The organism is Paenibacillus pabuli NBRC 13638 (assembly GCF_001514495.1).
Classification (GTDB): Bacteria; Bacillota; Bacilli; order Paenibacillales; family Paenibacillaceae; genus Paenibacillus; species Paenibacillus pabuli.
In genome coordinates, this window is sequence record NZ_BCNM01000004.1 from 1 (window position 1) to 15,001 (window position 15,001).

At 50.0% G+C, this 15,001-nt stretch carries 13 protein-coding genes; 8 read left to right on the forward strand and 5 right to left on the reverse strand.

The genetic code is table 11. The features are described 5' to 3' along the window. A partial coding sequence (locus tag PPA03S_RS07150; protein ID WP_245683541.1) for a tail fiber protein occupies positions 1 to 1,617 on the reverse strand: 1,617 nt, incomplete at its 3' end. Between the two features lie 417 nt (positions 1,618 to 2,034). Here PPA03S_RS07150 and trhO point away from each other — a divergent pair. The 8 genes from trhO to PPA03S_RS07190 all read left to right on the forward strand — a co-directional run bounded on the left by trhO (position 2,035) and on the right by PPA03S_RS07190 (position 10,029). Next, positions 2,035 to 2,922, forward strand: a complete 888-nt coding sequence (gene trhO, locus PPA03S_RS07155; RefSeq protein ID WP_062321303.1) for an oxygen-dependent tRNA uridine(34) hydroxylase TrhO — start codon at positions 2,035 to 2,037, stop codon at positions 2,920 to 2,922. A 22-nt stretch (positions 2,923 to 2,944) separates the two neighbouring features. Beyond that, positions 2,945 to 3,583 (forward strand): helix-turn-helix transcriptional regulator, encoded by a 639-nt coding sequence (locus PPA03S_RS07160; protein ID WP_062321771.1) that lies wholly within the window; start codon positions 2,945 to 2,947, stop codon positions 3,581 to 3,583. Positions 3,584 to 3,768: 185 nt separating this feature from the next. Then, on the forward strand, positions 3,769 to 4,077 hold the full coding sequence (locus PPA03S_RS07165) for an Rpn/YhgA-type helix-turn-helix domain-containing protein (RefSeq protein ID WP_245683542.1): 309 nt from the start codon (positions 3,769 to 3,771) through the stop codon (positions 4,075 to 4,077). Between the two features lie 353 nt (positions 4,078 to 4,430). Continuing rightward, positions 4,431 to 5,480 (forward strand): ABC transporter substrate-binding protein, encoded by a 1,050-nt coding sequence (locus PPA03S_RS07170; protein ID WP_062321306.1) that lies wholly within the window; start codon positions 4,431 to 4,433, stop codon positions 5,478 to 5,480. Between the two features lie 90 nt (positions 5,481 to 5,570). Then, positions 5,571 to 6,491 carry an ABC transporter permease gene (locus PPA03S_RS07175; RefSeq protein ID WP_082704042.1) on the forward strand — a complete coding sequence of 307 codons (921 nt, stop codon included), beginning with the start codon at positions 5,571 to 5,573 and terminating at the stop codon, positions 6,489 to 6,491. A 3-nt stretch (positions 6,492 to 6,494) separates the two neighbouring features. After that, positions 6,495 to 7,289 (forward strand): ABC transporter ATP-binding protein, encoded by a 795-nt coding sequence (locus PPA03S_RS07180; protein WP_062321308.1) that lies wholly within the window; start codon positions 6,495 to 6,497, stop codon positions 7,287 to 7,289. 143 nt (positions 7,290 to 7,432) lie between these two features. After that, entirely contained in the window at positions 7,433 to 8,608 is a 1,176-nt protein-coding gene (locus PPA03S_RS07185; RefSeq protein WP_062321310.1) for a winged helix-turn-helix domain-containing protein, read from the forward strand. Between the two features lie 71 nt (positions 8,609 to 8,679). After that, positions 8,680 to 10,029 (forward strand): MFS transporter, encoded by a 1,350-nt coding sequence (locus PPA03S_RS07190; RefSeq protein ID WP_062321312.1) that lies wholly within the window; start codon positions 8,680 to 8,682, stop codon positions 10,027 to 10,029. A gap of 363 nt (positions 10,030 to 10,392) precedes the next feature. On the opposite strand, the gene PPA03S_RS07200 is transcribed toward PPA03S_RS07190, so the two are convergent. From PPA03S_RS07200 to PPA03S_RS07215, 4 genes are read right to left on the reverse strand one after another with little or no spacing between them, the layout of a single operon-like run. Continuing rightward, the gene (locus PPA03S_RS07200) at positions 10,393 to 11,064 is read right to left on the reverse strand and encodes a class I SAM-dependent methyltransferase (RefSeq protein ID WP_068964006.1); all 672 of its coding nucleotides are present in this window, start codon (positions 11,062 to 11,064) and stop codon (positions 10,393 to 10,395) included. Beyond that, positions 11,061 to 12,500, reverse strand: coding sequence for a glycosyltransferase family 4 protein (locus PPA03S_RS07205; RefSeq protein WP_062321316.1), 1,440 nt, complete (start codon positions 12,498 to 12,500; stop codon positions 11,061 to 11,063). The genes PPA03S_RS07200 and PPA03S_RS07205 overlap by 4 nt, the downstream gene beginning before the upstream one ends. A gap of 1 nt (position 12,501) precedes the next feature. Then, the gene (locus PPA03S_RS07210) at positions 12,502 to 13,494 is read right to left on the reverse strand and encodes a glycosyltransferase (protein WP_245683543.1); all 993 of its coding nucleotides are present in this window, start codon (positions 13,492 to 13,494) and stop codon (positions 12,502 to 12,504) included. Then, entirely contained in the window at positions 13,491 to 14,789 is a 1,299-nt protein-coding gene (locus PPA03S_RS07215) for a hypothetical protein (RefSeq protein WP_062321317.1), read from the reverse strand. Before PPA03S_RS07215 ends, PPA03S_RS07210 begins: the two co-directional genes overlap by 4 nt. Positions 14,790 to 15,001 lie beyond the last annotated feature (212 nt).

Sequence of the window (15,001 nt, forward strand, 5' to 3'; positions counted from 1 at the left end):
ATATCCTGCTTTCGTTGGAACTGCTGGAACCATAACCTTGTCACCGTAAGATACCTTTTGTTCGTTTACTTCAGAACCGCCGTTACTGTTAAAGTTGATCGTTCGCGGCGTATAAAAGCTGAAATGTAAGGTTGTGGTATTGCCCGCACTATCGGTAACAATCAGTGCATATTCTCCTTCAGATTGAACTGTTTCCCCGCTGCTGAAGGGTGAACCGTTCAGAGTGGCTGTTCCTTCATTAAAAGTGATTGTTGGGCTTTCATTGTATTTTCCATTATCGGTGACACCTGATACAACGGGAGCTACCGTATCAATGGCAAAATTCAAAGTTGTACTGCCGATACTGTTGGTTATCACCAACTTATAAACCCCGTCAGCCGTAACTGGAGTGCCACTCGGGAATGCAGCACCATTCAGAAATGCGGTACCACTATTAAATGTAGGTGTTACCGTTTGATTATATATTCCACCGTCAGATATGCCGTTGACTATAGGAGGAGTGGTTTGCTCAATTGTTATGGTCACTGACACCGGAATACTTGTCCCCCATGGATTGCTGGCACTATAGGTGAAGCTGTCGCTTCCCACATAATTGGTGTTTGGAGTATAAGCAAACGCTCCGTCCGAATTCAGTGCCAGTGTTCCGTTCATCGGCCCACTTTTCAAAATAGCGGTAGAAGCATCGCTATCATTGGCTAGCAAACCAGGCGCAGGCACAATCAAAGCAGAGTTTTGGTTGGTGGTATAGGTGTCTTCGGCTGCTTCTGGAAGTCGCCCACCGTCTAAAATGGGGAATTTTCCTTCATTTGAAACGTAATATACGAGGTCAGGCTGGCTGCCATTCAGATTGGGTACTTTAAATTCGCTCGAACCATTGCCGCCAAACTTGGTGCCCAACAGACTAAACAGGGGCTGATTATTGTTGGTGGCAAGAGTGGAACCATTCGCCAATATCCAGTTTTTTATCGGAAGACTGACTAACATGGGAATAATCTCGCCTATGAACTCATTACCTGTACCCTTCTCGGCTTGGTTGGTTGGGTCCGTAAATATAGCGTAATGTACGCCATTAATCTCTGGGAGGTTAGGTAACTTGAATTCATCTGGTTTGTCTGATCCGTAGGTTGTACCAATCATCTCATATAGAGCCGAATATACGGATGTCTTAACACTCTGCCCATCAGCAGATAACCAACCCGTGGGAGAGAAGAAATATGGAAATAGGCGAACCTCGCCTAACACAGCATTTCGGGTGTATAAAGCATCTGGGTCTCGGGAAGGGAATATACCATTCATAGCTATGTAATAGCCCATCCCTTCTGGTGCAGCATGGGTAAGGTCAGGTAAGGAAAATGTTGATGTGCCGTCCCCGCCATACTTAATGCCTAGTAGCGAGAAGAGTGTTGAATTTTGGCTTATAGGAAGCGTCTGTCCTCTGGCGGGCATCCATCCTGTCGGGCCAGCGCTGTAAGGGAATAATCTGATCTCACCAAGGTAGGGATCTGCGGCTGCGGCATGGGCTTGTTGTACAATGCTGATATTATTCCATGGACCACTTAGTCCGATCAGGAATACCAACCATATGATGCTTACTTTCCTGAATAGTGTTAAACTCACGATCTCATCCCCATTTTCCATTAAATATGTTAACGTTATGTTTATTCCCCTCTACTGTACCTTTCCTGGTTCACAGTGGTAAGCCATATAATGATGAGCATAGTGTAATGGATAGGAAGGCAAAAATGAATACGATTTTAGTGCAAATTTGAAATATTTTTTTGGATTTTCCAAAGATACATCATTAATGGTTGAAATGTTCCATAACTTTCATCCCTTTCTATACATTTATATTGACTAAGCTATTCCGGTTCCGATAAACTAGAATGCAGGAATAAAAGTCGAATGTTCAAAGCAGCAGTTCGAGACGATGTTTCGGGCGGCTGTTTATTTTCTTTTGAATAAGCAAGGTTGCAACGCTGTAGTCTTGTCGGTGATCCGGCCAATAACAACATGGAATAGGAACAGGTGATACACATGTGTAACAGCGCGTACCGCGTGCTTTTATATTATAAGTTCGTGAAGATTGAAGACCCTGAGACGTTTACGCAAGAGCATCTGCAATATTGTAAGGACCTCGGTGTAAAAGGCCGTATTTTGATTGCCTCGGAAGGCATCAATGGCACAGTGTCCGGTACGCCAGAGCAAACCGAACAGTATATGAAGGATATGCATGCCAATCCGCTGTTCAGCGATATGGTATTCAAGATTGATGATGTCGAAGAGCATGCGTTCAAAAAAATATTTGTTCGTCACAAAGCCGAACTGGTTACGTTCCGTGTGGACGAAGAATTGGACCCTAACGTAATTAGCGGTAAACGGTTGTCTCCAAAAGAATTTTACGAGCATCTTCAACAGGAGGATGTCATTGTAATTGACGGCCGCAATGACTACGAGTACGAGATTGGTCATTTTCGAGGTGCGATTCGTCCGGATGTTGAATCGTTCCGCGAGTTCCCGGAATGGATTCGGGAGAACCTGGGTGACATGAAGGACAAAAAGATCATTACCTACTGTACTGGTGGCATTCGTTGTGAGAAGCTGACCGGGTTCATGATTAATGAGGGTTTCCAGGACGTCGCACAACTTGATGGCGGAATCGTGACCTATGGCAAGGATGATGAGGTACAGGGCCGTTTGTTTGATGGCAAATGTTATGTATTTGACGAGCGTATTTCCGTGCCGATTAACCGGACGGATGAAGATATCGTGATTGCTAGCTGTTATCACTGTGGAACCACACATGACCGTTATATTAACTGTCCAACCTGCAACCTGCAGCATGTATGCTGTGAGGATTGCGAAGAGACGCATAACCGCTTTTGCTCGGATGCCTGCCGGGAGGCAGCACCCGTAACCGCATAGGCAGGGAGAGCAGGTGCTGATCGTGAAGCGCGAAGAGGAACGAACGACGCGTGAACGGATATTGTTCATGCTGAAACAGCAGGGTACGATGACTGCAAGGGAACTGACAGCTGAGCTTGGTCTGACCGGCATGGCGATTCGCCGTCATCTGACGGGACTGGAACAGGATGGATGGATCGAAGTTCGGGAGGCCAGAGCTACAGCTGGACGTCCATCCTCGGTGTATCATCTGACGGTACGCGGGGATAACTTTTTCCCGAAATCATATTCATCACTGACATTGGAGCTGCTGGAGGAATTGTCGGATTCTGCAGGCAGTGGTGTTGTGGATGCCTTGTTCGAGAGTCGGCGGGATAAGCTGCTTCGCAGCGGACAGCCGCAGATGGAAGGCCAGGATCTGGCAGGACGTGTCGAGGAACTTGCTCGTATTCAGAATGCAAATGGTTATATGGCCGATGCCTCCAAGGAAGAGGATGGCACCTATGTGCTTACCGAGCTGAACTGCCCTATTGTGCAGGTAGCGAGTGTTTATAAACAGGCTTGCCGCTGTGAACTGGAGCTGTTCCGTTCATTGCTGCAGGCCGATGTGGAGCGCACCGAATGTTATGCCGATGGCGGTAAAAAATGCACGTATCAAATTCGGGAAGCGGCTGGGAATTAAATGAATGGATGGAGATTGTTTCGAACACTCGAAACAGTCTCTTTTTTTGATTATGAATTACGTAAAAACGCTATTTTCATATGGCGATGCGTGTTATAATAGAACTAACATCTAATGTATGTTCGCATCTTTATATTTGCTAATACTTCAGCAGATATATACTGTTCATTTTGCAAGTACCTGCTTTGAAAAAGGCCATGAGTGTGTTGGAGTTTCTGAGTCAGGACGAGCAGGCACGGCAACAATACGAGGCACGTCAGAAATTTTTGCGAGATGAAGCATCCATGATTGAGGGCGCACGAGAAGAAGGTCTCAAGAAAGGCCTGGAGGAAGGCATCCAAAAAGGAATCGAAGAAGGGATCAAAGAAGGAGAAGCAGAGAGTAGGCGAAAAATCGAAATCAATATGCTTACTTTGGGTACTGATCAAGAAACCATTATCAAAGCTACCGGGCTAACATTATCTGAACTAGAAGACTTGAAAAAAGAAAAATAATTTTTATTTTCTCTTCAACCAGTCGTATACCTTATTCTTAACAGAGGCCTCACTGCAAATTTGCAGGGCCTTTTTTTGTTTTATGTAATGTTTTCTCTCACGTAGCTGCAATGAAACCAAATTGGAAGCGGTTCAACCATTGACGGGAAACAGGTCGCACCTTAATATTAGGGAAACACTGAAATATCAACACGGGTCATGGACTTCAGTCGCATGAGAAAAGTCTATATTTGTCTGCTTTTGTCGATCAAAGCAACAATGCGTTGAAGCGTTCGTTTTGTCTCGCCCTATCGTGTCACTTGGATAACGATAAGGGTATCCACATTTTAGAAGATGGAGAGGGGTTTTCACACATGAAAAAGAAATTCGTAATGTCTCTGATGATGGTTGCATCCATGATTGTAGCGGCTGGTTGCGGCAATAACAGCGGCAGCAGCACAACGTCCGAGGGATCAGGCAGTACAACAGGTGAGGGCGCGGCAGAAAAATCATATCGCATCGCGATCTCCCAGATTGTCGAGCATCCATCGCTGGATGCTACACGTGAAGGATTTATAGCAGCACTGAAGGATGCTGGTCTTGAAGAGAACAAGAACCTGACGATTGACTACAATAACGCGCAAGGCGATTCAACGAACAACCTGTCCATTGCCCAGAAGATTGCCGGCGATTCGAAGAACGATCTGATCCTTGGGATTGCAACACCATCCGCACTGGCTTTGGCTCAACAAGTAAAGGACAAGCCTTTACTGTTCGCAGCAGTGACGGACCCGCTTGGTGCCAAACTGGTGAGTGACATGGACAAACCAGGCGGCAACGTAACCGGTGCATCGGATACGAACCCGGAGGCGATCGTGCAATTGGCTGATTTTATCGCCAAATATTTGCCGGATGTGAAGACGGTAGGTCTGGTTATTAACGAGGGCGAACCGAATGCGGTTGTAATGGCGAACAATGCGGAGAAAGCGCTGGCCACACACAATATCAAGCTGGTCAAAGCACCTGTTACCAATACTTCGGAAGTAAAACAGGCAACTGATTCTCTGGTCGGCAAAGTGGATGCCTTCTATATTACGCTGGATAACTCGGTAGTTAGCGCAGTCGATACAATCATCCAGACAGCGAACAAAAATAAAATTCCGTTCTTCTCCAGTGACCGGGATACGGTGGAAAAAGGGGCTTTCGCAACTGTAGGCTTCAAATACTACGACCACGGTTACCAAGTTGGTGAAATGGCTGCGGATATTTTGAAAAATGGGACGAAACCGGGTGACATGAAAGTCACCGTGCCGGACAAGCTGGATCTGATTCTGAATCTGAAGGCTGCTGAAGCTCAAGGCATCACCGTTACCGATGAGATGAAGGCAGAAGTGAAGGATCAGGACAACAACATTATTCAATAATCTGACCGGGAGATCCTCCGGCAGTACGGATGCGAGGCGGACGAGCAACGGGTTCGCCTCACTCTTTTCGATAGACAGGGAGGAAGCAATGTGAATTTGACTTGGGGTTCAATTGAAGGGGCAATCGAGCTTGGATTGTTGTATGCACTCATGGCATTAGGTGTATATATTACATTCCGCATACTGGACTTCCCCGATCTCACCGTAGACGGAAGTTTTACAACAGGAGGCGCAATCGCGGCGGTCATGATATCCAACGACTTCTCTCCTTGGCTCGCTTGCTTGGCAGCAATGGCTGGAGGAATGGTGGCTGGCGCCTGTACAGGTCTGCTGCACACCAAAGGCAAAATTAACGGTCTGTTGTCCGGTATCCTGATGATGATCGCTCTGTATTCAATTAATATGCGTATTCTGGGTGCACCGAATAAATCCATTATGGGCGTGGACAACCCTTTCTCGGGTGAGCATGTCATGATCATCATTATCGTGGTTGTGTTGGTATTCAAAATTATGCTGGATCTGTTCATGAAAACAGATATCGGTCTGGCACTGCGCGCAACGGGCGACAACAAACGCATGATCCGCAGCTTTGGCGCGAATACGGATGTCACCACCATTGTTGGTGTCAGTCTGTCCAACGGACTTGTTGCGCTGTCCGGAGCATTTATCGCACAACAATCCGGTTTTGCAGATATTACGATGGGGATTGGGATGATCGTTATCGGGCTGGCCTCCGTTATTATCGGGGAAGCCATTCTGGGTGCAAGAACCGTATTCTGGGCCACACTTGCGGCCGTTGTCGGTTCAATTATTTACCGGATTGTAGTCGCGATCGCACTCCAGGTCGAATGGTTTGATACATCTGATCTGAAGCTAATCACCGCGGTGATCGTTATTATCGCACTTGTTTTCCCAACTATGCAGCGCTCCATGAAGCAGAAAAGTCTCGCCCGCAAACGAACCGAGGAGCTTATGGGCTCGTCGAGCCAACAGGCGAAGGGAGGCATGTGATTTATGCTTGAGATTACACAAGTAACCAAATTGTTTAATCCAGGAACTACGGACGAGAAGACCGCACTGGTTGGTGTAAATCTGACCATGAATCCGGGAGACTTTGTGACGGTGATTGGCAGTAACGGCGCGGGGAAATCTACATTGATGAACATTATCTCAGGTGTCATGAAGCCTGATATGGGCGATGTGCTGATCAATGACCGTTCCATCAAAAGCTTGCCTGAGCATAAGCGCAGCAGCTGGATTGGTCGGGTCTTTCAGGACCCGATGGCAGGTACGGCACCGCATATGTCCATTGAGGAGAACATGGCGATGGCGTACAAACGCGGCAAGGGCCGCGGACTGGGCTTTGGAGTTACCCGTGCAAGACGGGAGATTTTCAACGCCCAGTTGGAGAAGCTCGGTATTGGGCTTGATAAACGCCCCAATGCCAAAGTAGGCCTTCTGTCCGGTGGTGAACGCCAGGCGCTCAGTCTGCTGATGGCAACGTTCACCCAGCCGCAGATTTTGCTGCTGGACGAGCACACGGCTGCGCTTGATCCTTCTCGTGCGGAACTGATCACAGAGCTGACCGAAACGCTTGTACGAGAGATGAGACTCACAACCCTGATGGTCACACACAATATGGAACAGGCCATTCGTCTGGGCAATCGTCTAATTATGATGGACAAAGGCCGGATTATTCTGGACGTCAGTGAAGAACGCAAGCGCACGTTGACTGTATCCGAACTGCTTGGTGAATTTGAACGCATCAGTGGTAAAAAAATGGCCGATGATCGCGTGGTGCTGGGTTAAATCCGGGGGTGCCTAGCGCTCAGCAAAAAAAGACCAAGTCCCCCTTTCTCACAAAACCTTTTGCGTTCTCGCAAAGGTTTTTTGTGGTATGTTGGACAGGATAAGGACCACAAATTAGCAAGCATACACAGGAGGGGTCAAGCATGTCGTTACACTTTGATGAAGGGACATATACCGTAACCCAGCGTACGGATTCCGTTCGCCTGCTGGCGAAGGAATTTGCGCTGCTGTATTTTCTGTACAAAAACAAGGAAAAAGCCTTCACTCGCAGTCAACTGCTAGACCGGGTATGGCCCCTGGAGTATCCGGTAGAACGGACTGTGGATGATCATATATACCGTTTGCGCAAGAAACTGAGACATTGGGAAGAAATTGTGCTGGATACCGTGCGTGGTTATGGGTACCGGCTTACCATTCGCTCCGATACGTTAATGCCCTCTAACCCCTCCGCTCAAGATCAGGAGATGCGAGATGCGATTCATGGCTTGTTCCGCAAATATCATCTGTATGGGCAGGGGAAATCGATGCTCACGCTGCTCGATCAGCAAGAAGTACTGGGCATTGAGATTGATCCATTTTATAAGCTATACACCCACTTTATCCAGGGGGATCTGGAATGGCTGAGTACAACGACGGAAATCCCATTCAAGGAACGATTGTACTGTCTGCTCATTTTTACACATGCCCTGATTGAACCATCAGAGAGTCTGCCATTGTACGAACAGGCTCTGAATTCATCCGCATTGTCTGCCGATCAGCTTCGTGAACTCCGTATTCTGAACATTGTTGAAGTCTATGCAGAGGTGGGCCAGTATGAACGAGCCAAACTGCAGCTCTTGGAGACGTATGAAATCATGGAGTCGGATAAGCTGATCAATTTTAAAATTCCGGTAAAGCTCTCCGAGTTGTATGTGGAACTGTGGGGTGGCAGCGGTGAAGCGGTAGAGGACCAGATGGCTGTCCTGCGTTCAGGATTGAAAGATGCGCCATACCTGCGGGAAATCGGACGTTTTCAGGTGATGGAAGGATTGTGGCTGCTCAGACAAGGCCGAACACGTGAGGCAGAGCCGAGAATGGACGATGGTCTGGACGTATTGAAAATGAGCCTAAATGCACCGTTATATTTGAATTCCGCATATCAGATCCTGCTGTTTATGGCCCAACACCGGATAGAGGGACGCCTTCGTACTAAATACCGTCAAGTGTATGCGGACATCTCCAAAAATTACGGTGTGCCTGCTTATGGTCAGCAAATTGTGAGTGAAATCCGCGCTTTTTTATCCCCGTTTCCTCCGTCCTCTGATCTTCCTCTGATATAACACCCTTATGATTACAGCCAAGGAACATACAAGTCAGCAGCAAGGCTGTAATCAGGGGAGGAACCACAAAAATGAACACGGTCTCAAATGAATCCAATCTTTCTTCGAATTCATCCAATGGTTCATCCAAAAGCATATGGACCAACATCCGCTTCATGCGGATGTTTATTGCGTATGCGCTCGCAACTTTTGGAGATTGGTTTGATGCACTCGCTATCCAGGTGATGGTCGCTTATCGTTGGGGCGCTGATCCGCTGATCATAGCACTTATTCCGGTATGTATGGCTGTGCCAGGCATATTGCTGGGCTCGGTTGCAGGTGCACTGGCTGATCGTCTGCATAAGGTGAAGATCATGATGATATGTGATTTGATCACTGTTCTTCTAACGATTGCCATTCTGTTCGCGCCGAGTGCGGCATGGCTGCTACCGCTTCTTGCCATACGGGCCATGATGGGTGTATTTCATGTACCTGCACAGCAGGCGTTGACACGGCAGGTGGTGGCGGAGGCACATCTGTTCCAGGCATCATCTATGAATGGTTTTGTGAACCAGTGCTCCAAAGTTGCGGGACCGCTGCTAGGCGCTGTTACTCTGGCTGTATTCTCACCGCAAGTCTGCATTCTCATTAACGCTTGCACGCGCCTGTTATCCGGAGCAGTGTTGTGGCCTTTACGGCATTTAACAGAGAAGAAGGAACCTTCCGAACCCTCTGCCCTGGATGGGAGCCCTTTGGGAGCGGAGGAGTCCGCGGAACCACTGTTCACCCAATGGCAGCAAGGCTGGCGCTTTATTATAAGCAGCCGTACGCTTCTGAGTACGATTCTGTTTGGTTGCGTTGGATTAATGGCTATTCTCATGATTGATTACCAGTTTACGACGTTGTTCCGGGAGATCAAGCCGGGGAACGAGGCTCTGATCGGCTGGATGGGATCATCGGCGGGAGCAGGTGCAGTTGTCATCATTCTACTGTTGAATCGGCTGCCTCGAATCGGATATGGCTGGGGGTTGGGCGGAGGATACCTGCTGATCGGTGTGGGCATAGCAGCACTGGGCTGGCTCGGTCCACAAACGTCCGAGATTTGGGTTATAATCTGGGGTTTGTGCATTGGATTAGGCAATGGCCTGTTTATGGTGACGCTGAATTATTTGCTGCAAAAAGAAACCCCTCCTGCCTATGTAGGCCGTGTATTCGGTATTCAAAACTCGCTTTCCAGTGTTGTACTGGTCGTTGCTCCACTTACAGGCGGAGCATTAATTCGGGCGACAGGGGCCAGCCATACATTTCAATATATCGGCATGGCAACACTGGCTATTGGTTTGGCAGGCATTATACTGCAACGTATCTTATGGGAGGGGAAACATCCCCGGCGGTTAGAGCTGAAAGGAGAGCTTGGGCAGGAATCAGTCCGACAGCCATGAGTTTCAACCCGCGGCGCAAGGCCTGTCAGCAGGCGGCCCCGCCCAGTGGCGTAGGCGCCTGGGCCGCATGGCTGCGTCTGCTCGCGGCGCTTTCGCCTGCGGCCCGCTGTGGGCTGCTGCGCGTGATTGGGCCGAATGGGCCCAAGTCACTGCACGGCAACCTGCCGCCTCCGGCAGCCCGGCTACGACAATCCCGCCGGGCCTGAGCGCCCTGCTGCGCCTGACATCTCCCGGCGCAGCATCCTCCGAAGCCTACGCCAACCAATGCAGAATGCTGCTGGTTCATCTCTAACGACTTCGGTCCTCAAAGGATTTAAGGATTTAAAATTGATCTATGATTTATGATCCGTTTGTCCATCCCCATTACTGTTTGCGGATCACCGCACGAAAACAACGGATTGCCGGGCCGTACATGTCAGACCAGATGGCATCCTCGGGTTCTTTCACGCTCAGCTTGCCCTCAATTGTCAGTCCGGTCACAGCCATAATCGTCTCCAGCAGGTCAGGTCGCATCTCGGGCACATCGAACGTGGCAATTAACCGTCCGTCCGGCTTCAGCACCCTGGCGAATTCGCGAAAGGCCCGCAGCATCGTGCCTGTATCCAGATGCTCCAACACAGAGATGCAGAATACGCTGTCAAACTTCTCGGATTCATACGGAAGCTGAGCCAGATTGGCCTGCGCAAGATGCAGTCGGTCCAGGCTTGATTCCGGCAGGTCACGTGCTGCCTGTTCACCAAAATCGGATGCGATATCCAGCCGGATCGCTTCTCTGGACAGAATGCGCTCATCCCAATCACAGGCATGAACTTCCCGGCAGTACTCTGCCAGCCAGAATTTGAATGGATGGGATATGCCGCAGGCCGCATCAAGCACGACGTCTTCCTGCCGTGCAAACTGGCGTGCCCATTCGTACTCGTACGGACGGCTCCACCACGCAGGATGCAGTGGAAAGACCAACGTATCTGTTCTGGGATCACCTTCCCGAATGTATCTCGATTCCATGAATTCCGCTGCATTAGGCGTATCCATCATCCCCGAATTCCCTCCTTTAATCCTGCTTCTGCCAGAAAAGATTCCAACACCGTACTCCATCTGTGCCGCCAATGGGAGATATCGTAAGACAGTGCCGTCTCGCGGGCATAGATCCCCAGCCGCTCCCGCTCGGCTCTGTCCTGAACGAGACGTACCAGCGCGGCGGTCAGCGCTTCTTCCCCTGGAGGTACCAGCAGCCCGTTAAAGCCATCCTGAATCAGATCGTTCAGCCCGCCAACATTGGAAGCTACAACCGGAAGTCCACAGCTCATCGCTTCGAGACAAGCGTAGGATGTTCCTTCCGAGAAGACGGTTGGAATGACGGCAATATCAGCCTGATGATAGGCCTCGCGAATATCCCGAAAATCATACGTGCGATGTTTGATTCGATCCGCATGGGGATGCGTGCGATGCCAATAACGAAAGGACCGTCCCACCGTGCTGCCTTCGACCAGTTCTCCTGCGAATTCGATCTCGAGATCCGGAAAGGCACCTAGCAGTCGGTCAGCTGCCAGCATCATTGGAATAATACCCCGTTCCATGCTGATGCGTCGCGGATATAGAATACGCAGGGGACGAGAAAGGTTCTCGCGGATCGTAGCTGTTTTGTCATCGCCCTGCTCCAATAAATGTTCCCCTGTCAGCCCATTTGGCTGCCGACCAGCTGGACCCTGTCTCGTATCTGCCGCGTCCAATTCTTCAGCGATTACGGTCACCTCGGATCTGTCCACTCGCACCACGCCGCCTCCATCACTTCTATCCCTCATGGATGACACAGCATTCCACCCTGATATGACAGCTTCGACAGGCTCCTCCTGGATTGCAAGATCCTTCTTCCATGCGGCGAGCCATTCTTCTTCCTGTTCATGATTGAACGTTCGTCTGGGCGGAGCAGGTGTAAAGAAAGACGTATCCACTGCATTGGGAATAAGAACGACCTGGCCGGGATCGGTAAACGTGCATGCAGCGCGGCAAAAGGTCTGAAAATGGGAATCCACGGATACGATGCGTACAAGTCCATCCAGTGCCTGCTGAATATGTTCGGCGACTTGCTGCTTGGTCTCCAGTGGCAGCCTGGGCCGATCCCAGTTAATGCCGTGGCAGATGCCGAGACTGCCCGGTTTGTAGACAATGGGCTGCCAGAGACAGCTGGCATAGATTATGGGCCCTCGCGCCGCCGCAGCCATACGGGCAAAAGCTTCGGGCACATCATTCATATCGTAGGCATAGCCATAGCCATATACATCAACTTGTTCCGTCCGGGTTTGAAACGCTTCAAAATAGGACAGCTGATGGACCTCGGGAATATGTCCCAATCCGCGGATCACACTGCACAAGTCAAGGATATAACGCTCCAGACCGCCCCCGAACACCCGGCTGAAATCCCGGTTATAGCCATCGGTAAAGCTGTGTGTCAAAATGCTGACTACACCCATTTCACCGCTCCTCCTTCCAGGGAATCAGTCGAGGCTCGGGATCAAGAATCGATTCATAATGCTCAAGGCTGCCCCACTCGCCGTGTGGATCAATTCGTTTGTAACGCAAATATTTCCGAACCCGATCCTCCAAGCTTCCTGCCCAGCCCAGATGCTGAACCTTCAATTCCGTGCTGATTCCGGGCAGGACGGTACAGGGCAAGGGGAGACGAGGCACATGATGATTTTGCTGCGGATAAAAATAGGGATAACCCGGCATATAACGGACAAGTGAAGCGGTATGCCGTCGGTGCAGCCCCCAAAGGTTATCTTCCCGATAGTGGGTTCGACCGCCCCACATATCGTAGAACCGGAAGGCAATCCAGTCGGAGTGCTCCTGGTTAATCAGTGAACGTATGGCGTTCTTGGCTTCGGTACTGTACAGCTCATCGGCATCTACGGAGAGTAACCAATCCGGATCAGTACCCACGGCTGCCTGCCACAGGGCATTGCGTAATCGCCATTCTTCAGCAAATAAAGGCTTTTCCAGTACCTCCAGACGAACGACATTTTGATAGGCTCTGCATATGTCGGGTGTTCCATCTGTGCTGGCATCGTCCACAATGACGATCTCATCCACGAATTCACTTAGATCGTCCAGCACTTCCTCCAGATATCGCCCGCGCTCGTTACGCACCTGAAGCATGGCGGTCAGTTTATTGTCCTGACTTTTCCGAACCCGACGAATGGAAAACGGCTCCCTGCTTGGGTGGGTTACCTGATGCTCTTCAGCACCCGGATCTCCTTGCTCGTCTGTCGCATATCCTTGGTGCGTCTGACTTCGGATGTCCAACGTCCTCTGCGCATTTTCCAGACGGTTAGCGTCTGTTTCCGCGTTTTTAGCATGCAGCGATTCCGGCATTTCAGTTGGAGTATGAGTTGTTTCGGATCGTATATCTTTATGCACCATCGGTCCATTCACATGTTGTCTGCGCTTCTTCGGGTCCAGCATCATGGCACCTCCCCCAGCAATTGCTGAACGGCATGATCCAGCAGCTCCATCTCGACGATTCGTGCAAGTGCATCTTCATCCTCCAACGCCGTCTCCAGGAATTGCCTCACTGCACCATGGCGTTCTCCGCGCAGTGCCATCGCTAGACCGGACAATTGCTGATAATCCCTGCGGCTGGCTTTATCCTCAACATCCACTGCGTTAACCAAAGCCAATGCGTCTTCCACGCGTCCTGTCTCCTGATAGATGCGAAATTTCCAATGACGCGCGGTTTCGCCTCCGAGTTCATCCAGGATATGCAATGCGTTTCCATAATCATCATTCAGACGCAGCAGTTCGGCCCGAACAAGCTGTTCCTCCCCGGCCTCCAGCCAGCGGCAGAGCTGTTCATAATGGTGCCGCTCCTTTTCGTTACCTGCACTGATTCCGTAGACTTGCAAAGCATTCTCGATTTCGCCGGCTCTTGCATGAATTGCAGAGAGGAACCGATAGTGGGAACTCACCGAATCCATTCTCCCGTTCATTACCGCATGGGTGAAGGCTTCCTTGAGCGAAAGGGCTGCTCTGGAATCCTGAAGCAAATATTCATAGGCCGCCAATAAAAAGGAAATCGTCTCATGCGCTCCCGCTTTGGATCGAAGCTGGCGATAGAAGTCTGCACGAACACTGCATTGCAGCTGTGTGACCGTATCCTGAACACCCGAGAGGGTCTGTCGCAGCGCATGCACGAATAGCAGTTCATAGTCCCGGAGAGGGACTTCAAGGTCTTCCTTTTGCATGGAACCAGCAGGGGTTGCGTCCTCCCCATTCAGCCAGATGGCACGTACACCCTGGAATAACAGTTTCATATAGCGCGTTTCCGATGAGGTGCCTACCAGGTCGGCAATGCCGACCAGTCTTGAAATGCAGCTCTCCCATAAGGGGGACTCCGCTTCTTCGCCAACGGGCTCTGGGAGCAGTACAATACAGTGTTCCGAATCAAGTGAAGCTGCTGCGGTCAGCCAGTAGGGATGAGTAATCACGGCAACCGTACGGGGCTCCTGCAGCAGTTGTTCTGCTTCGGGAAGCGTGATGACGGTGATATTCGCAGGCATTTCCTCGGAGCGCTCCAGGCTGCTGACATAGTAGACGGGCCCTTCCGCGACCATCAGAGCAGCGATGTGTGGATAGGGAAAAGCAGACCATCCTCCCTTACGGGGGAAAAGAACATAACGAAAGGTAGGCAGGGCTGTACTTGACTGTTCTGAATCTATCCCTTGACGAGGCTCCGGGTCCGGGATTGGAGACAGCTCTTCCATTGATAAATCACCTCACTTGATAATCCAATGATTCAATATGTAATGCCATTTTTTGCCCAGCGTATTTTATGCCTGACACTAACATATGGGCGTTCCGTCCCAAACATGAGCATCTTCCGTGAATAGACGAAGCTGGCAAGCCGAAAGATTAGGCTTAATTTTATCTATTGTGTGACCGTCATCACTTTTTTTTGCTGTCATGGCGGGCTTTG

Excerpts from the sequence above, each read along its gene's own strand:
- PPA03S_RS07205 (WP_062321316.1), bottom strand. The coding sequence starts at position 12,500 with ATGGGTGTAGTCAGCATTTTGACACACAGCTTTACCGATGGCTATAAC.
- PPA03S_RS07200 (WP_068964006.1), bottom strand. The coding sequence starts at position 11,064 with ATGATGGATACGCCTAATGCAGCGGAATTCATGGAATCGAGATACATT.
- PPA03S_RS07215 (WP_062321317.1), bottom strand. The coding sequence starts at position 14,789 with ATGGAAGAGCTGTCTCCAATCCCGGACCCGGAGCCTCGTCAAGGGATA.
- trhO (WP_062321303.1), top strand. The coding sequence starts at position 2,035 with ATGTGTAACAGCGCGTACCGCGTGCTTTTATATTATAAGTTCGTGAAG.
- PPA03S_RS07190 (WP_062321312.1), top strand. The coding sequence starts at position 8,680 with ATGAACACGGTCTCAAATGAATCCAATCTTTCTTCGAATTCATCCAAT.
- PPA03S_RS07170 (WP_062321306.1), top strand. The coding sequence starts at position 4,431 with ATGAAAAAGAAATTCGTAATGTCTCTGATGATGGTTGCATCCATGATT.
- PPA03S_RS07185 (WP_062321310.1), top strand. The coding sequence starts at position 7,433 with ATGTCGTTACACTTTGATGAAGGGACATATACCGTAACCCAGCGTACG.
- PPA03S_RS07180 (WP_062321308.1), top strand. The coding sequence starts at position 6,495 with ATGCTTGAGATTACACAAGTAACCAAATTGTTTAATCCAGGAACTACG.
- PPA03S_RS07210 (WP_245683543.1), bottom strand. The coding sequence starts at position 13,494 with ATGATGCTGGACCCGAAGAAGCGCAGACAACATGTGAATGGACCGATG.